Origin of the sequence: Bradyrhizobium elkanii USDA 76 (assembly GCF_023278185.1) — a bacterium.
GTDB classification, from domain to species: domain Bacteria; phylum Pseudomonadota; class Alphaproteobacteria; order Rhizobiales; family Xanthobacteraceae; genus Bradyrhizobium; species Bradyrhizobium elkanii.
This window is the reverse complement of record NZ_CP066356.1, coordinates 3,081,823-3,100,169: the sequence shown is the minus strand read 5'-3', so window position 1 is coordinate 3,100,169 and position 18,347 is coordinate 3,081,823. Positions and strand designations below refer to the sequence as shown.

Annotated in this window: 15 protein-coding genes, 1 tRNA gene and 1 pseudogene; 2 read left to right on the top strand and 15 right to left on the bottom strand. The window is 60.5% G+C overall.

Features of this window, described 5'->3' with window-relative positions:
• Nucleotides 1-60 precede the first annotated feature (60 nt).
• Entirely contained in the window at nt 61-897 is an 837-nt protein-coding gene (locus JEY66_RS14750) for a universal stress protein (protein WP_018272960.1), read from the bottom strand.
• 1,400 nt (nt 898-2,297) lie between these two features.
• Between JEY66_RS14750 and JEY66_RS14745 the strand changes: the two genes are divergently transcribed.
• Nucleotides 2,298-3,026, top strand: coding sequence for a hypothetical protein (locus tag JEY66_RS14745; protein WP_170198508.1), 729 nt, complete (start codon nt 2,298-2,300; stop codon nt 3,024-3,026).
• 459 nt (nt 3,027-3,485) lie between these two features.
• Here the strand turns inward: JEY66_RS14745 and JEY66_RS14740 are convergent, their stop codons facing one another.
• From JEY66_RS14740 to JEY66_RS14675, 14 genes and pseudogenes are all read right to left on the bottom strand, one after another.
• The gene (locus JEY66_RS14740) at nt 3,486-3,680 is read right to left on the bottom strand and encodes a hypothetical protein (RefSeq protein WP_016841859.1); all 195 of its coding nucleotides are present in this window, start codon (nt 3,678-3,680) and stop codon (nt 3,486-3,488) included.
• 265 nt (nt 3,681-3,945) lie between these two features.
• Nucleotides 3,946-4,908 (bottom strand): Csu type fimbrial protein, encoded by a 963-nt coding sequence (locus JEY66_RS14735; RefSeq protein ID WP_085964846.1) that lies wholly within the window; start codon nt 4,906-4,908, stop codon nt 3,946-3,948.
• Nucleotides 4,905-5,882 (bottom strand): fimbria/pilus outer membrane usher protein, encoded by a 978-nt coding sequence (locus tag JEY66_RS14730; RefSeq protein WP_240536900.1) that lies wholly within the window; start codon nt 5,880-5,882, stop codon nt 4,905-4,907. The genes JEY66_RS14735 and JEY66_RS14730 overlap by 4 nt, the downstream gene beginning before the upstream one ends.
• 263 nt (nt 5,883-6,145) lie before the next feature.
• Nucleotides 6,146-7,195 (bottom strand): annotated as a pseudogene (locus tag JEY66_RS14725) (fimbria/pilus outer membrane usher protein); the annotation flags it as partial.
• A gap of 94 nt (nt 7,196-7,289) precedes the next feature.
• On the bottom strand, nt 7,290-8,018 hold the full coding sequence (locus JEY66_RS14720) for a fimbrial biogenesis chaperone (RefSeq protein ID WP_026193117.1): 729 nt from the start codon (nt 8,016-8,018) through the stop codon (nt 7,290-7,292).
• A gap of 11 nt (nt 8,019-8,029) precedes the next feature.
• Nucleotides 8,030-8,557 (bottom strand): Csu type fimbrial protein, encoded by a 528-nt coding sequence (locus JEY66_RS14715; RefSeq protein ID WP_240536899.1) that lies wholly within the window; start codon nt 8,555-8,557, stop codon nt 8,030-8,032.
• Between the two features lie 158 nt (nt 8,558-8,715).
• Nucleotides 8,716-9,120, bottom strand: coding sequence for a hypothetical protein (locus tag JEY66_RS14710; protein ID WP_016841854.1), 405 nt, complete (start codon nt 9,118-9,120; stop codon nt 8,716-8,718).
• Between the two features lie 561 nt (nt 9,121-9,681).
• Nucleotides 9,682-9,757 (bottom strand) — tRNA-Lys (locus JEY66_RS14705).
• Nucleotides 9,758-9,932: 175 nt separating this feature from the next.
• Nucleotides 9,933-10,523 carry a Spy/CpxP family protein refolding chaperone gene (locus JEY66_RS14700; protein ID WP_026193118.1) on the bottom strand — a complete coding sequence of 197 codons (591 nt, stop codon included), beginning with the start codon at nt 10,521-10,523 and terminating at the stop codon, nt 9,933-9,935.
• Between the two features lie 162 nt (nt 10,524-10,685).
• Complete coding sequence (locus tag JEY66_RS14695) at nt 10,686-12,011, bottom strand: TRAP transporter large permease (protein WP_018272963.1); 1,326 nt, start codon at nt 12,009-12,011, stop codon at nt 10,686-10,688.
• Nucleotides 12,008-12,583 carry a TRAP transporter small permease gene (locus JEY66_RS14690; RefSeq protein WP_018272964.1) on the bottom strand — a complete coding sequence of 192 codons (576 nt, stop codon included), beginning with the start codon at nt 12,581-12,583 and terminating at the stop codon, nt 12,008-12,010. The genes JEY66_RS14695 and JEY66_RS14690 overlap by 4 nt, the downstream gene beginning before the upstream one ends.
• A 101-nt stretch (nt 12,584-12,684) precedes the next feature.
• Nucleotides 12,685-13,689, bottom strand: a complete 1,005-nt coding sequence (locus JEY66_RS14685; RefSeq protein ID WP_018272965.1) for a TRAP transporter substrate-binding protein — start codon at nt 13,687-13,689, stop codon at nt 12,685-12,687.
• Between the two features lie 296 nt (nt 13,690-13,985).
• The gene (locus JEY66_RS14680) at nt 13,986-15,275 is read right to left on the bottom strand and encodes an IS4 family transposase (RefSeq protein WP_018269112.1); all 1,290 of its coding nucleotides are present in this window, start codon (nt 15,273-15,275) and stop codon (nt 13,986-13,988) included.
• Between the two features lie 917 nt (nt 15,276-16,192).
• Complete coding sequence (locus JEY66_RS14675) at nt 16,193-16,546, bottom strand: DUF2200 domain-containing protein (RefSeq protein WP_016845336.1); 354 nt, start codon at nt 16,544-16,546, stop codon at nt 16,193-16,195.
• A 312-nt stretch (nt 16,547-16,858) separates the two neighbouring features.
• Between JEY66_RS14675 and JEY66_RS14670 the strand changes: the two genes are divergently transcribed.
• On the top strand, nt 16,859-17,812 hold the full coding sequence (locus tag JEY66_RS14670; protein ID WP_016845335.1) for an MBL fold metallo-hydrolase: 954 nt from the start codon (nt 16,859-16,861) through the stop codon (nt 17,810-17,812).
• Nucleotides 17,813-18,347: the final 535 nt, after the last annotated feature.

Below are 18,347 nucleotides of genomic sequence, written 5' to 3'. Positions count from 1 at the left end.
CTCTGTGAGCGGATTGGGCGTCCATGGGCTTACCTTGCGATGTTGTCGGCCTCCTGCCGTTCAGTGGGAAAACAGCACGGGAATCGGCGGATTGGCCAGGATGCTCCGGGTAGCGCCTCCCAATACGAACTCGCGCAGACGCGAATGGCCATAGCCGCCCATGACGAGGAGATTGCATCTGCGCGACTCGATCTGCGTAGCAAGAACGTCGCCGATCGCCCGTCCAGCGGCATCCACCTCCTCGACGATCACATCGATGCCGTGCCGCGACAAGTTCTTGGCCAGTTCGGATGACGATCGCCGGCTTGGTATCGTTTTCTCGCTGGTTACCGTGCAGATGTACACTTCACGCGCTTTCTCCAGGATCGGGATCGCATCGGAGACTGCGCGTGCAGCCGCGCGGCTGAAGTCCCACGCCACAAGCACCCTATTCAGGTCGGCCACCCCGGACGATGGGGCTTCCGGCACCACCAAGGTCGGTCGCCCCGACCCGAAGATGATGGCTTCGGCATACCATTGATCGTAGGATTGCGGCACCGGAACGATGGTGAGATCGCGCAGTCGCGCATACTCCATCAGGAGATCCGGCACTTCGAACGTCAGACAACGTTCGAGAACGATCTCGTGCAGCACGCCGGATTTCTGAGCCGCCGCCTCAAACGCCGCCAGCAGGTCCTGCGCGTTCTTTCTGCTCTTGTGCGCCTCGCCGGCGACAATGGCTCCGAGATTGCCGGCGCCGCCCAGGAAGCTGCCGGGAATCTGCACATGAGCCTCGCATGAGATCGCCGCGATATGAGCACCAAATAGCGAGGCCAGAGACACGGCGTGATCGATCACTGAAGGCGGGGTCGGATCGGGGTAGCTGGTCAGCGTAAGCAAAACGTCTTTGATGGCCATCGTCGTCTCCAAAACGCAATTTTGGAAAGATACCAGCACAAGCTTCGGAAAGGTTGATCTAACGCAGATTGCATCAACGTTGGACTGGATAGAGTTTTTGATCTGTATCAAGTCAACCGAAACGACAAAGTTTATCTTTCATAATAAGGTCGAATTTGTTTGCGTTCCTCGCATAAAGCTACTTATGGGTGGCGGCCGTCGCGCTGCACGTCTTGTCTCAATACCTCGGCTTCGGTGTAGCCAAAGAACCGTTGCGCTCTCGTGCCAAAAATTCTGGATGAGGCCCCTGCTGTCGATGGTCACCATCGCGTCGTCCGGCACAGTGGCAAGAATGGCTTGCAGATGAGCCTCTTTGTCTAGTAGCGATTCCTGACTTCTTGTCAGGTCCTCGTTGGCGGCACGAAGCTGACCTATCGTCGGTTGATGGTCGAGGTAGTGGGCACCGAAGGCGGTCGACAGAACTCCAGTAAGCCCAATGCTGACGCAGAAATGTGATCAGGACCGTGACACGATCTGCTTCGGCTTGCCGCTGTTGAAGCAAACCGGTTTCGGCCTGTCTCAGCTGCTCAAGCCCCTGTTCGATTTGAGGCATCAATTGCCTCGATCGGGCCGTCCTGAGCGGAACAACGTCTCTCCCTTTTGCGCAGCACGCTGCCAAACTGCCCTTCGTTCTCGATCCTCAGTGCAATCAATCCGGGGCAATCGGCAGTGAAAAGTTACTTTCTCGATCGACTGAAGCGGCCATCCTTGACGTCCTTGTGGTTGGCTACGGTGGCGAACCAGTGCGAGGGAGAGAGTGTCAGTCAATTCTCATTGAAAAATAAGGCATTTTCGACCTTTCTGGGCCAAAACCCACAGTTTGAGCTACAGCTGGGAAATGGAGTTTCGCCTATCGGCAAGCGTCAGCTCGCACGTCTGTTAGGACATCAGCAAGGAGCCCCCCTACGCTGGCAGGTTGATTGTCAGGCGATGGGCGAGATCCTCACATCGCGACGAGATGCGAATCTACGAGCAGATACGTGAAACGCCGCCCAGCCTTTGAAAATGTCCACCCTAAGCTTCAATTCATCGCCTCCGGAGAATGACCTCTGAACCGTCGTTAGCAACCTACGCATTCACAGGCGAATTAGGAAAGAGGGCGCTGATTACTGAGATCGCTGGCGCCGCGGGTCTCAGCGAGCCAGCCAGCCCGCATTTCCTTGATCGCGAGATCAGCCAGCGCATTGATGATGTGGTACATCGTCGGGAGTTTCTCCCAGCTCGAGCGAACGAACGTGATTGACGGCTTGCCCTTACAATAAGAGATAGTGCGTACACGCGCACCCGAGGGCGGCATCACGATTTGCTCAATGTCGGCAAGGCCCGGTTCGCTCAGACGAGGCACGTAGCGATGATGAAGCATGCCGTCGACCGGCGACGCGGGTGGGGGATCGGCGTCCGTAAGCTCGGACAACCCCAGGCGAAGAAATTCGCGGCTGTCCCAAAGGGCCGACGTGCACCGCATAGATGCAGAGCCTGGCACGCCGGATTTCGTACGGCTGTACAGTGAGGCAATCGCGGCCAAGCCGAACAAGGGTGCAGAAACGTTTAGCTCTCTCATCGACTACTTCAAGGACCAGAGCGAGTACAAAGGTCTTGGCGACAAGAGCAAGCGCGCCTACGATCAGTATCTCGCGCTGATCGAGGCCAAGTTTGGCGCGATGCCGCTTGGCGCAATCGAGGACAGGCGCGCACGGGGAGATTTCAAGGCATTTCGGAATACGTTCGCGTCCAGACCACGTAAGGCAGATTACGTCTGGACGACGACCGCGCGTGTGCTCTCGGTTGCAAAGGACCACGGCAAGATCGCTGTGAACGTCTGCGAACGCGGCGGTCGGCTTTATGAATCCGATCGCTCGGAGATCTGGGCGCCGACGATATCCGTGCCTTTTGCGGTGTGGCGTCAATCGAACTGCCTTCCACGCTCAGGGGAGCGCCGTTTGGGAACGCTTGCCGGGCCATCCTGCGTCGCGGTGAACCGGCCTAGCAATTTTTGCAGGTGCGGCAGGAACCGGAGCGGCATCGTGAGCGAGATGCTGGCGAAGCCGATCGCCAATCTCGTTACAGATTGCGCGGGAGTGGTTTGGTGAAGGAAAACGGATCAGAGGGGACGCGGCGCAGTTCGGCCATGGCTGCTACCGTTAGCTAAATGTGCACCGCGTCTTTGCGTGTGCACGGCCTTCCTGCCACCACGACAGCAACGCGGATTAGGCTTGCTTCGATCCGCTGGAACCGAACCTTTCTATCATAGGTGAATTACCCATCGGGGCTTCGCAAAATGTGAGGCGCACGATGACCAATCTTTCGGCGGGCGACGTGTTTCTAACCGTCGCCATCATGAGTGTCGCTTTCCTGACCGAAGTCGCTGTTTTCTCACTCGTCGGGTTGTTCTAAATCGATCCGGCCGGGTGCGTGGCACGCCTTCCGTATTCATCCGGAATAGAAGTTCGGCCCGCACCGCAGCATATTCGCCGTGTTCATCAAGTTCATTTTTGCATTTTCGCCCGGCCGTCTTAATTGGCGGCCGGGTTTTTGCGCGCCGATCGCCGTTAATTCTTCTTGAGGTCGCTCAGCTTGCGCATGTAGTAGCCGTGGCTCTGGACTGCCAGCCTGATCTCCTCGCTAACCTTGATGACCCTCTTCTTACTCTTGCGCCACTTGCCCTGAGCGCTGACGGCCGGCACCGGAAATCCTTTTCTCACAACGAGCAGATCACGCCTGACGTTGAAATACACCTCGACCATGTAGTCTCCCAAAGAGCTTGAAAGTATTCACTCAGAGCACCGTGTGGCTCGCACAAATGCAACCGGCACTTTCGCGCTCGCCTGTGGACATCGGGGAATGACCACGTTGCCACGAGCGAAAGAAAGGCTCTATGCAACCTTGAGCCTTTCGGCTCTGGTATCGCCGAGCGCAGGGGGTGTACCGCGCCTTGGGCTCATCGGCGGCCCTAGCAACCTGAGCTAGGGCCGCTGCGCTCCTGCGCCCACAATCACGCCAAGTTCTAACCTAGTACGTCACCGTCACGACCACAGTGTCCGAGTAGACGCCGGGAGACGGTGTGCCTTGCGGGAGAACGCGACCGTATACTGCGAGGTTTTGCGCGAGCCCTGTCCCGGTCCCCGGAACTGTGCTTCCAGGAGTCCCGGCATCACCCCACACCTGCGATCGCGCAGCGTCTTTGTAGAGTCCGTAGGTCACCGCTTCTGATCCCTTCGACATTTTCCGGCTCGCGGGTGGGGAGCCGGTAGTGCCGCCGTTGAGGGCAACTGTATAACTCGTGGTTGGCGTACAGGTGACGGTGAGCTGACCAGTCGCGTCGATGTTGGCGTTCAAAACACCAATTGTGCCGAAGTTGACGTTCTGGGCCGAGACTAGGCAGTTGTTGGGCACCGTTGCATTCGTCGTGAAGCTTGCGTTTGTGGACCCCGGTAACGAAGCGCTGCAGACGGGACAGACTCCAAGAGGACAGGTAGCGTAGCGCAACTGAGCATCCGTCCCGGAGAATGACGACAGGTAGGACCCCGTGGGAGCAGTCGATTGCCCTCCGAGCGCGCGGGCATAGATAGTCGGCGTGAGTGAGCCACTTCCCAAGGCGTTCAAGTTCAGGGTGAGGGTCGGCGGTCGAGATGAGAAGGACCAAAGATAGGAACCCCACACCGTCGTTCGAGCGGAATTCTGAAAGAACTGATAGTTGAGCTTGTTTGCCCCGCTTGCCGTCTGACGCGCCGACGCCGTCGCACCACCGGTGCCGGCCCCGAGGTTGGGACAGAGCCGCACGACCTCCAAAGGTGAGCCGCTGCAGTTGATGCCGACCGTTGCGGTCGTATCAACGGCGGCGCCGGAAAGAGTATCGACCGAGTCGAAGCTTGTATTCGACACGCTGTAACTGCAGGTGAGCGCTTTGGCGGCTGACGGAGCGACCACCAGAAATGCAGCAATCAGCCATCGCCATGGGGCGGTACGTCTCATTGGCAGATCACATCCTTGATCGCAACCTGTTCACCGGGCTTCGGCGCGTAGCCGAACGCAGCGCGGCACGAACTGCCGTCCGGAAGGTCAATCGTTGCGACGTTCTGATCGGTCAAGCCTGAGATATAACCTTGCCCGTCGTACCCAATGACGAACGTTTGCTTGCCGCTCTCCAGATGGCCCTGCGCCCCCACCGCCAGAGGCTTGCCCTTGCTGTCAGTGAACGTCACGAGCGCCGCTTTCGGCGTTTCCGATATCCCAAAATTGACCACCACACCGCTTCGGTCCGCCGGCACCACTACTTCACGGGTGCTCGGCACGTCAGCATCAACGGGCAAGTTCTTAGGATCGATCGAAATCTTGTTCTTCTGGTACGAGTTCAGATAGGGAACGAGGAGCAGACCGCGGCTGTCGGTCACCCCGACGGGCCGGTTCTCGTATTGCACCGCTACATTGGGAGCGCCGGCGTTCACGACGGCAAATGCATCATCGATCCGGTTGCCGAAAAAGACCCCACCTCCCGCGAAGGCGATAGAACCATCGATTTGTGCGGTCGCACGAGTATTGCTTCCGTATTGCTGCACGCCGACTTCGACGCGCCCGAACGATGCGCGATAGCTCGCCGTCGCGGAACGATCGGGAATGGAGCCCTCGGAGTCACGCACGCGCGCCCCGTAGCTTCCCGTCTCAAGCCTCTCGGACTTCATCGCGTCGGTCACCACCGAAGCTCCGGTCGGTCCGCTCTGCACGCCGGTCGATACCGTAACGTCATTTCCGAATGGCATCGAAATTCCGGCAAAAATGCCGAAACTCTTGCGATCGTCGATATCCTTGAACGCGGTGACAAAGATCGTGCTGTTGCGAAAGAAGTTGCGGCTGAATGACAGCCCAACGATACGGTTGCGGTCCCCCAAGGCACTTTCGAGCTGCGTATAGCTGAGATTAATGTTCGAGCGATCGAACGACAGCGGCATGCTGAGGGTGACTTGATCCAGAGCCTTTGGCACCATGCGCTGAAGAAAGAAGAGCTACCGAGTTTTGGATCAAGGATCGGCGCGGTCACCGATGCTATGTCATCGTAGTTGCCAAAGGTCCGTTGCGTACGGGCATAGAGCGACATACCCCAAAAGCTCGTTTCAAACGAAGCATTGAACAGACCACCAGCCCGGTCGCCCACCTGACTGCCGGCGACGGCAAATGAAGCCGCGCCGAAGGACCCAAGCGAAAATGCTGCGCCGACGCCTCCATTGCTAAGTCCGGCGCCGCCCTCGGCGTGGCCTTCGAGCGTGAGCCAATTGGTCAAGCCGTAGCGCAGGCTGGCCGAGCCCACCGGACGGGCGTCGTAATTGTTCGACTCGATCCCGTAGAACCGGCGGGCGAAGCCAAGCTCGGCCGAGAAATCGTAGAGGCCTTCCTTGAGAAGTTGGCTGGATACGTAAAAGGGTAGCGTCGTGACAATCTGTCGGCCGAGCGCATCGTTCAACACCACGCTTGCCGTCCCTGCGCCGGTCGCAATAGGGAGATTGGTGACTTGGAATGGACCCGTCGGCACCGAGCCGGTGAAGGTCTTCACATTCTGCGTATAGACGTCGAGGGTAGAGGGTACCGCCGCGCTGCCGGACAGGGCCGGTATCGGAAGGGTTACGAGATCGGGGCGAAGCGCGAAATTGGTCTGCACTTGCACACCGCCCAGCCGCACGGACCGCGTCCACGACAAACCACCCGAGATCGTATCGCCTCCACGGTACGTGATCAGGCTCTCCGTGTCTGAATACGCCCAGCTGGAGTCGAGACGGGTCAAACCACCAAGCTCTGGCGAGGCCGTGCTCGCAATCGCGGACTGACTGAAGGTCCCATACGGGCTAAACACCCGGCCATCGAAGGCTCCGGACAGTCCCTGAAAGCTCTTCAGATCACGCCAGAATGCCCCGTCGGAAGCGGCAAAGAGCGTATAGTTCAGCACTCCACCATAGCTTCTCTGCGGTGCGACGTATCCGCCCGTCTGCGGCCGCACATCGACGATGTGCGGAGCGCGTGCCGCATCGGGCGCACTGATCCGGACCGTCTGGTTTGCTTCATCGACCCGATAGCTCACGCCAGGCAAGCGATCGAGGCGCACGAGGCTGTCTGAGCCGATCGCCTCGTCGATGGGGATCAGCCCGATTTCACGCAGCTCTTGAGGTGACGCCGCAAGCGATCCATCGGATCGCAACTGAAACGATCCGATGAGATTGACGGGACTTTCGTTGATCACGACGTTGAGCTGGAGGCTGCGTTCCGCCGTCATGGCTTTTGCGTCCGTCGGACCTGGAACATCCATCAGTCCCTCAGCTCGCGCACTCGCCATCGATGCGGAGAATCCGACCAGCAGAACGGCCGCCTCAACGCCCGGCCTGAACCGCAGCCGTCGCATTGATCTGCCCGGCGTCGCTCTGAGCGGAAAGGGTTACGGCATGGCTCGACAAGCTCGTGCCATGGGCCGGAAATGACCATTGCATGGTCGCGTTGCCCAGCACATAGCCGACAAGCCCTTTGCCGAGCGTGACACTCTTCCCTGCGCCGTCGATCAGCTTGAGGTCCGCGATTTTGAGCCGTTGCTGACCGGCATTCTTCGCCGTCACTGCGAGTGCATTACCGCTTCGTCCGACGGTCCAGGACACTTGCCCCGGTCGCGCGTCAGGACCACGAAAGAAAACCGGTACCGAATAGCGCAGCACGAGATTGACAATGCCCGGTCGGCGCCGCGCCGGATCGGGAAGCTCATCGACCACTACTCGATAGCTCTCCTCGCCGACGACAGGTTCCTTGCTGACACGCACGACACGGACCACGTAATCGGCGTTCGGTCCCAAAGTCTGGCTTGGCGGACTGGCCACGACATCGGTGGTCGGCTCAAGGCGATCCGCGCCGCCGCTCTGGGTCCAGCGGAACACCCGGATTTGCACGTTGATCGGGCGGCTGTCTTCGTTGCGCAGGTTGAGGGTCGCCGCGCTGTCGGGCATCAGCAAGTCGAGAGTGGTCGGCGCCACGCGCAGCGATGCTGCCTCTACCCGGGTAGCAAATAGGCAAGCGAACGCGATCCCGCTCACGCGGGCAAGCAGTGCAGGCATAGGTGCTTCCGTTAGTAGGTGACGGTAACCGTCAGCGTGTCGCTGTATCCGCCGGCTGCCGGTGTCGCTTGAGGCGGGACGCGCCCGTAAACCGTGATCGGTTGAGGATTGCCGTTTCCGATGCCGGCTAGGGTGTCCGTGCCGATTGTGGTGCCCCAGACCAAGCTGCGCGCGGCATCACGGTACACCGAATAGGTGACGGTCGCGGCTGCCGTCCCGGTCATCTTGCGCGCGGCAGTCGTCGCCCCGGCGCCGTTTCCGGCACTGATGCCGACGGTATAGGGCGTCGTGTTCGTGCACTGGACGGAGATCGTGCTCTGGGCATCGACGTTCGCGCTGAGGACGCCCTGCGATCCGAAGGCAAGGTCAGTCGCTGACTGCACGACGCAGTTGGATTGAATTGTGATCGTGACATTGAACTGACCCGTCGCGGTTGCCGCACGGGCAAGTTGTGGCGCCAAGCTCGCCACAGCGATCACAAGCCCGCCCGCCAAGGCCGTTGATGGCAGCCCGGCGCGGCGACGGAAACATTTACCCATGGGCAACCTCGTCGCGTTGCCCCTGCCCAGTCGGACGCTATCGTTGCATGGTTAATGACTGGTTAACGCACCCGTATCCTTGCGGGCATCGCAAATCGATCGCGCAACGTTGCGGGTTCCGTTCGTCGCCATGGCCCGAGACTGACAACGCGGCGAAATCAACGGGATCGCTTCGGCAGTTTCGGGAGCTTAGCAGGATCGAATTTTGGTATCGGCACGATCGCCTTTGGCGCAGGCGGCTGCTGCTCGCTGAGGATGAGCCTTCCCTCAAGAAGCACTCCCGGCACTTGATCCGCCGTCCCCACGTACGTAGCTATTTTCCCGGGGCACGTTCCCTCAAGCCGAAGCGTCAAGTCGTCGGCGCCGAACACCGTTGCGTGCCCTTGGGTGTGCCTCTTGAGTGTTACGATGGCGGTGAAGCGATCCTCGTCAATTTCGACAGAGCCGCTGTAGGACATGATGCTATCGCGGCCCCAGATTTTTCCGTCGGCTACATGAGCGATGCCGGTGCCTTCGCCCAGCGGCGTCTTGAACCACGCCGCATAAGTTCCGTCTTTGAGCATGGGAGGAACCTCTCCCTCGATTTCACAAGCGTTAGATCATCAGCACAACTAAGGTCGGGTTAATCTCGGATACCCGCGCAAATGCAAGAATGCCGAGGAACCTCCGCAAGCGCCTTAACTAGGGTCATTGGCTTGGATGGGTTCAAATTTGGGAGCAGACACCACAGCATTCATGTGACGTTGGAGGTAAGCAGATGCACGAAAAGCTGTGCAGGTGCGATCGAAGGCTGGTCTCGATTTAACCTACCGCCATCCGATGATCGTCGAGGCGCCCGCTAGATCCGCTCCTGGACGAAAGATCCTCACGGCTGCATGTGTGGAGGGGGATGCGATGCGAGTGCAATAGCTCCGAGGATATCGACTAGGCGTCGTAGAACCCGACACAAAGCCGAGTGCTCGATTAGCCCCGCTCGCGCCTAAGGAGGTGAATCGCACCGCCTACCAGTTCCGAAGAACGTTTGCCGCACGTGGGCGTCTAAATGGCTCCAAAATGCGCTTAAACGTTCACACTCCGTGCTTCGTGGATGAGACGCTATGCGCTTGATTTTGCTGAGGAATTCATGGTGGGCGCACCAGGGCTCGAACCTGGGACCCGCTGATTAAGAGTCAGCTGCTCTACCAACTGAGCTATGCGCCCGGAACTTGTCCGGAAATGACCCTCGCAAGAGAGCGGTCGTTTAGCAAAGCGATTCCCCGATGTCCAGCAAGCTCGCGCAAGTTTTCCCGACTTTTGCGCCTCCTCCCGACAGCCGAAAGGCCGCCGGAATCCGGCGGCCTTTCATGGGCTTGGCGAGGGTGCCGGCGGACGGCGCTTAGAGCCGGCCGGAGCGGTCCTGATCAGGGCCGTCGTCGCGGTCGAAACGGTCGTGATCGAAGCCGCGGCCGCCGTGCTCCCAGCGGTCCATACCGCGCTCGAGGCGGTGGCGGCGCCAGCCTTCGGCCCCGAAGCCGCGCCCTTCCATATGGGTCAGCATGCTCAGCCGCCGCTTCTGGTTGTCGTCAAGCGTCTTGTAGAGCGGGTCGGCGGCGTCGGCGATCTTCTTCAGCGACGTCGCGGTCGACGCCATGTTGTCGGCGCGCTCGCGCAGGCGGGCGACCGGATCGTCCGGCTTCTGCGACCTGTCCGCATCGGTCTTCTCGGCAGCCATGCGCGCGTTGGCGCGATCGAGCCGCATCTTGGCGAAGTCGCGCACCGCGGCCTCAACCGGCGGCCACAGCTTCTCCTGATCGGCGTTGAGCTTCAGCCCGGCGTGGACGGCAGCGATCCGCGCGTCGAGGAAGGCGGCCCGATCCTCGGGGCTCATCCGCATATGGCCGTGGAACCAGGGACGATGCTGGGCATAGACCGCGGTCGAACCGGCAATCGTGAGCGCCGCGATACCGGCGAGCAGAACTTTCTTCATACGAACCTCCTTTGAAGGTTGCTCGAAGATGATGCCGCCCGCCCGCGCCTTCAACTTACGGATTGGACAGAGAGAGCTCTGTTACCAAGATGTAATCCGCTTTCATTGCACCGCAGAAACATCCACGGCGCGAGGTCGCGCTTTGGATGTCTGTTGTTTGCGCTAGAGCATTCCGAGCAGGCGCGGCAGCCACAGCGAGATCTCCGGCACGTAGGTCACGACGCCGAGGAAGATCAGCATCGTCAGCAGCCACGGCCATACCGCGATCGTCAGCTCGGTGATCCCCATCTTGGCAATGCCGGATGCAACATAGAGGTTGAGACCGACCGGCGGATGGCACATGCCGACCTCCATGTTTACCACCATCAGGATACCGAGATGCACCGGATGGATGCCGAGCTTGACCGCCACCGGAAACAGGATCGGCGCCATGATCAGCACAATCGAGGACGCCTCCATCACGTTACCGGCGATCAACAGCAGTACGTTGACGATCAGCAGGAACACGATCCAGTCGACACCGACCGAAGTGATCCAGGTTGCGATTTGCTGCGGAATGTTCTCGTTCGCCATCAGGAACGAGAACAGCACTGCATTGGTGATGATGTAGAGGATCATCGCGCTCATGTTGGCCGAGCCGAGCAGCACCTTCGGGACGTCCTTCAGTGACATGTCGCGGTAGACGAACACGGCGATGACGAACGCATACACCGCGCTGATCGCGGCCGCCTCGGTCGGCGTGAACATGCCAGTATAGATGCCACCCAGCACGATCAGGATCAGCAACAGTCCCCACACGCATTTGCGGAAGGCGGTGATCCGCTCCGCCCAGCTCGCCTTCGGCAGTCGCGGGTAGTCGTTGCGCCAGGCGCGGTAGAAAGTAGTCAGCCCGAGCAGCGTCGCAAGCATCAGGCCGGGTATCACGCCGGCGATGAACATCTGCCCGACCGACGCAGACGACACCCGGTGGCCGGCGGGATCAAGCGCGATACTGCCGCCGGTGGCGACGCAATAGATCACCATCACGATCGAGGGCGGGATCAGGATGCCGAGTGCGCCCGACGTAGTGATGACGCCGGCGCCGAAGCGCTTGGGAAATCCCTGCTTGACCATCGCCGGCATCATGATTGAGCCGATCGCGATCACCGTCGCGGGCGAAGATCCCGACACCGCGGCGAACAGCGCGCAGGCCATCACGCCGGCAAGTCCCAGCCCGCCATACCAGTGTCCGACCATGGAGGTGGCGAAGTTGATCATTCGCCGCGCTACTCCGCCATGGGTCAGGAAATTGCCCGCGAGGATGAAGAACGGGATTGCCATGATCTCGAAATTGTCGATGCCGGTAAACAGCTTCAGCGCGACCGACTCCGTCGGCACGTTGGTCATCGTGTAGATGAAGGTGAGCACGGTGAGGCCGAGCGCGATCGAAATCGGCATGCCCGTCAGCATCAGCGCGATCAGGAGGCCGAAGATGATGAGGCTGGTCATCGCGTTACCTCCGCGGCGCCAACACCTGGCCCATCGACCTCAACGCCCTCGACACGGGCATGGTCATGATGCGGCAGGTCGCCGGTGCGGAAATAGACGTACGCGACTTGCAGAAAGCGGAAGCACATCAAATAGGAGCCGAGTGGAATGCAGAGATAGACGATCCAACTCGGGATTTCGAGATCCGGCGAGACCTGGTCGGTGTGCATCAGACCCCAAACGAACTTGGCGCCCATGGTGCCGATTACCACCGTGAAAAACGCGCCGCAAAGCAAGCCGAACAGGATGACCGTGTTCTTCCACGGCGATTTGAGCTGATTGACGACAACATCGACGCCGACATGGATGCCGGTGCGCACGCCGTACGCGGCGCCAAACTTGGCGACCCATACGAACATGTAGATGCAGAGCTCCTGCGCCCAGGACAGGTTGATCGGAAACAGGATCGGATAAAGCAGAGGGATGCCGATCAGGTAACGATGCATGACGGCGACGAAGATCAGCAACGTCGCTGCCGCCATCAATGTCGCGATCAGTATCTCTTCGAGCCGGTCAAGAATACGCAGCAGCATCAAAGCTCCCCCTCACGGTCGGGCGGATACGCCGCGCCGTGGCCCCTGCAGCGGCCGTTCCGGCCGCTGGCTCCATCTCATTTGCGGTCTATGACGTCCGCTCAGTTCATCGGGCCGCGGCCCGTTTCCTTCAGGAACTCGTCGATCAAGGGCTGGCCGACACGTGAGGCGACGTCCTTGTAGACCGGCATCATCGCCTTGCGCATCGCCTCGTCCTGTTCCGGCGTCAGCTTGACGATCTCGCTCTTGCCGCTCTTCTTGATCTCGGCCAGCGCGTCCTCGTTCTCCTTGGCCGACTGGCTGTTGCCGAACTCGGTGGCTTCCTTCATCGCCTTGGAGAGCGGCTCACGGATATCGGCCGGCAGTTCGTCCCAGAACTTCTTGTTCACGACCACGACGTAGCCGATATAGCCGTGGTTGGTCTCGGTGATGTACTTCTGCACCTCATGCATCTTCTGGGTGTAGATGTTCGACCAGGTGTTCTCCTGGCCATCCACCACGCCGGTCTGCAGTGCCTGGTAGACTTCCGAGAACGCCATGACCTGTGGAATCGCGCCGAGCGAGCGGAACTGGGCTTCCAGGACCTTGGACGATTGGATGCGGAACTTGAGCCCCTTGTAGTCGGCAGGCGCGACCAGCTTCTTGTTCGCGCTCATCTGCTTGAATCCGTTGTCCCAATAGGCAAGGCCGGTCATGCCCTTGGAATCCAGCTTCTTGAGCAGCTTGGCGCCCAGTGGGCCGTCGGTGACCTTCCGCAGCGTCTTCAGGTCGGGCAGGATGTAGGGCAGATCGAAGACTTCGAATTCCTTCACGCCGATCGGGCCGAACTTGGAGTTGGACGGCGCCAGCATCTGAACGGCGCCGAGCTGCAGCGCCTCGAGCTCTTCCTTATCCTTGTAGAGTTGCGAGTTCGGATAGACCTCGACCTTCACCTTGCCGCCGGTGTACTTCTCGGCCAGCTCCTTGAACTTCTCGGCCGCCTGCCCCTTCGGCGTGTTGGTGGCCACCACGTGGCTGAATTTGATGACGATCGGCGACTGCGCCGACGCCGGTCCTACGAAAGTCAGCGCAGCGATCGACGCCGCAGCCAGAATGAATTTACGCATGTTTCCTCCCGCGTATTGCGGAGCACGAATACCGGCCCCGGGCACATCCGGTCGCACCATTACAGACAAGCAACGACGATTGCCATTGCCCCTTTAGAAGGGGCTAATTGCGCCATTGCTGCACTGCAAAAATTCGCTGCGACGGTATCCCTTTCGGCTCTTGCGACCGTTCAATGACACCGCCCGCACGCTGTGCCCGGCCACGGCGATGAGGTCAATGCGAGGTTTGGCAATGGCGGGTTCGCCGGGCGCGAATGCTGCGCGTTTCTTGCCGGCTGTCGTCCCAGCGAAAGCAGCTAGGGCATGCACATATCTCTGAGGCTCCATCCTGCTGCGACGGCCAGGAAGTATTCGAGGCCATTTTTGAAGGTGATGGGGCCTGGAGGTTTAGACGACGGGTAGCCGTCCCAACCGCCAAGGCGGCCGATGATCCAGGCTGCCCAGGTGAGGCTGTCGGGCGGATGTGGGTTTTTCAGTCGCTTGCTCCTGGCCTCGAGTTGCCGGTTGAGGGCGGCAAGCGCGTTGATCTCGTTGTCGTTGAAGGCAACGCGAATGGGCTGCTGACCGCCATCGCGCGCTTGCAGAAGCTGGATGGTGATGACGGCTGCCTTGGCGGCGATAGCGACCAGTTTGAGGAGACGATCGGCGGTTCCGATCTGGCTGTCTTCGAGCTTGAGGCCCTGCGTCTTCAGGACGCGGAAGAACTGCTCGATGATCCAGCGCTGCTTGTACCATTCGACGATACGCCAGGCGTCGTCGACGGTGGCGATCTCGTGAGAGGTGATCAGACGCCAGTGCAGCGGCTCTGCGCCGGGCCCGGCATTGATCTCGCACACGTCGACCACCGCCAGCGGCAAGCTTTTCGGCAAATGGCGCAGGAACTTGCTCTGCGGGCGGGCAAGCTCGATTGCGCCAAAGCGGAGTTCGAGATGGGCCTGACGTGCCGGTCGCGCCGCGCGCGCAGGCAGTTGGATCGCCCTCCGATCCACCACAGGCATGGCGTCGGTGGCCTCATACAGGCCGGTGCGGTCGGCAAGCTTGCGATCATGCATGCTGCGCGCGATGACATGGAAGTGCTGCTCGGCCGAGCTGGCATAAAGGGCAAAGATATCGCTCTCGCGATCACCGAGGACCGTCACCGTTCCGGCAGCGGTGAGCAGCGGCTTGGCCGCAATGGCGGTGGATATCCAGCGTTGCGATTCCTTGTCAGACAAGTCACGTGCGTCATGCGTCGTGGTGCGACGCCCCTGGCGCGTCCATACCTGCCCACTCAAAAGTCCAAGACAGCTGCCATCGTCGGCATCCACGGCCAGCAGCGGATGCAGCAGCACGCCGTGGTTATTGCCCTTGCCGATTTCGCCGAGCCCGCGCCGGCGTTGCGGCGTGGTGTTGAAGTGGATCTCGCTGGTGTCCTGGATCGCCAGCACATGGCGGCCCTCTACCGCGGCAACCGTGCTGTCGCCCCAGCTTTCGATGATCCGCTCCGCCGTCACCTTGTCGTGGCCGAGAAAGCGGTTGAACCGCACCTCCAGCGCACGATCACCCCTGGAAAGCCGCCGCAGGCAGACCGTCTTGCCCGCAACCATGCGTTCGACGAGCGCCGCCCCCCTTTATCGAGACGACGATCCCCGAACCGTCCTAACGTCCAGTCAATTCGTAACAACACCCGACACCCCCGTCCAACCTGGAGCGTCGCAATAGAAATCACACGGATCGCCGATTCTGGAATCCCCTGTCTCCATCCCGAGTCAATCCGCCGCACCAAATATGTGCATGCCCTAGAGCGAAAGCAGGGGACCCATACGCCGCGACGGAAGTTGTGACGGGACCGTCGTTCCAACATCGCGCAACAAGCAGCATTTGGGGTTATGGGTCCCGGCTTTCGCCGGGACGACGCTGAGTTTGTGGCGCCGCTTGTGAGTCACACATCCGCGTTCTCGCGACATGATTTGTCCGAGTCTTGCTCTTCGTTCCGCCCTCTCTTGAGCAGAGGGCGCAGGGAAAGCCGGGTGCCGATCGCACCCATGGGCCCCGAGCAATGGGTAGAAAGCTCGGGGGTAGGACCACAGGTGTAACCGGATACAACCCGGCTTTCCCTGCGCGATGGGCTACGGCTTATACGTGCTCTCCCCGGCGAGACTGGGCTTTGTTGTCACCGTCTCCACAACGCGCATCGCGCAATGTGAAAAGACACCTGCCGTTAGGGCGTCAGGCCTGCACGATTTCGCCGTCCGCCTTGCGCGCTCTCGTCAGTCACACGCTCGGCGTCCACCGCATCTCGACCCACGTTCGTGACGACCGCGAAGCGCCCCTCGATCGGGTGAGACGGGGAATTGATACACTGGGTTGCGATTCGGATAAAGCGAAATATTTTTGCTGCGGGGACTTGCGCCGTCGGGCAAATCAGTGGCAGCGGCCCTCCCTCGGTCCTTTCGTCATTGCGGGCGACGCATTAGCGTCCAGTGTCGCCTCGCCGAACGGACGGAATCCGGTCGATCAGGCATCATTCCTTGCGCAGGATCTTATCCATGGCTTTTCCACGCGCCAGCTCATCGATCAGTTTATCCAGGTAACGAATTTCCCGCATGGTCGGCTCTTTGATTTCCTCAACCCTGACACCGCACACCACGCCCTTGATCAGGGCCCGCGAAGGATTCATTTCAGGCGCCTTTGCGAAGAACGTTTCGAAGTCGGTTTGTTTTTCCAACTGAGCTTCGAGCTCCTTCGAACCGTAGCCGGTCAACCAGGAGATCACCTGATCAACCTCCGCTTTGGTGCGTCCCTTCTTCTCCGCTTTCGCGACATAGAGCGGGTAAACGCTTGCGAAGCTCGTTGTATAGATCCGATGCTTGGCCATGAATTGCTCCGAACGTTCGTATTCCGGGGTCTCGACGAGGAAATATTAGTCCTGGGTTGAACCGGCTTCGCCAATCCGAAGTGTCGCATGTGGCTGGGGGCATGGCGATGGCCTGTGCCTCCCGTTTCGTCCCCAGCGCTCGTATGCGGCGGCGCTCATGCGTTGGCAGCAATCGCTCTACAGCGACGGCAACCGCTCTGGGGCAGCGCCACACCTGATCCGCTAGATCATCACCATGTCCAATCCACGGGCGGAAACAAGGCGCCGCCCGGCGGGATCGAACATCAGGATCGAACGCAGGAGTTTTCAACGATGAACCAGATGATCCGCAATACTCAGGAGACAAGCATGAACCGCGACAACGCCTCGCACGCCGGTCAGGCGGGGCCAAACGAGTTGGTGCCATCGCGCTACGCGCTGAAGATCGGCGAGATCGACGTGCTGGTCGTCAGCGACGGGGTGCTGCCGCTGCCAACCAAGATGCTGGCGCACAATGCCGAGCCGGCCGTCCGCGCAGCCTGGCTGGACGACATGTTCCTGCCGCCGGACGCGTTCGACTGGGCCCTGAACGTGGTCGTGGTGCGAAGCGGCGGGAAAACCATCCTCGTCGACGCCGGGCTGGGGTCGGACCCGGACCTGCACCTGCCGAAGGCCGGACAGACCGTCAAGCGACTGGAGGCGGCCGGCATCGATCTTGGGTCCGTGACCGACGTGGTGCTGACCCACATGCACATGGACCACGTGGGCGGGCTACTCGTCGAGGGCGTGAAGGAGCGGCTGCGTCCGGACCTGCGGATCCATGTGGCGGCTGCCGAGGTCAAGTTCTGGGAGGCGCCCGATTTCTCCCGCGTCTCGATGCCGCCGGGATTCCCGGACGCGCTTCGTGCGACCGCCAAGCGGTTCAGGAAAGAGTACCAGAGCCGGTTGCGGCTGTTCGACGAAGAGCACGAGGTGGCGCCCGGAGTGGTCGTCCGCCGCAGCGGTGGCCATACCCCCGGTCACAGCGTGGTTCGCCTGGCGTCCGGCGGCGACCGGCTGACATTCGCCGGTGACCTCGTGTTCGCGGTCGGCTTCGCGCACCCCGAATGGCACAACGGCTTCGAGCACGACCCCGAAGAGGCGGCCCGCGCCCGGATCAGTCTGTTGCGGGAACTGGCGGCGAACCGCGAGCTGCTGGTTGCCACGCATATGCCGTTCCCGTCCGTCGGACATGTCGCGGTCGAGGGTGACGCCTTCCGTTGGGTGCCGGTGTTCTGGGACTACTGAGACCCTGTCGAGTTAGAGCCGAACCGGGGCACGTACTCATATCGATCATGGGTGCGGGCTCCGGCTTCCGCTTGGCCCTTCTGAGCAAAGGTCGGCTACCGGCCACAAGCGGTCATTCAAGCCGGTCGAGCGCGAATTAGCTTGCCTTGCTTTGAGTCCTTTTGCACTCTCAGGCAAGGAGGCCGATGCATGAAGAAAATGACCGTCGCGTGCGCTCTCGGAGCGGCCCTCGTGCTGTGCAACCTCGGGACGTCTGGTGCTGAGGCCCGGGCGCGGAAGGCACAAGTCGTTCATGAACCAAGGAGGGTCATTATCCCGACGCCCGTGATAAGGCCAACTCCGTGGGATTATTATATTGTTCCACGATATCAATATCGCCCTGAAGACGACCGGGTCGATCCATACGCCCCGCCCCTGGTGTCGTCGTGGCGCCTCTATGAGGCGTGGCGGTGGCCATACTGGTGGTGAACGGCGATCGCGCCAAACAGATCGCATTCCGAGTGGTGATCGTCCCCTGACGGACGGGGACTAGTGT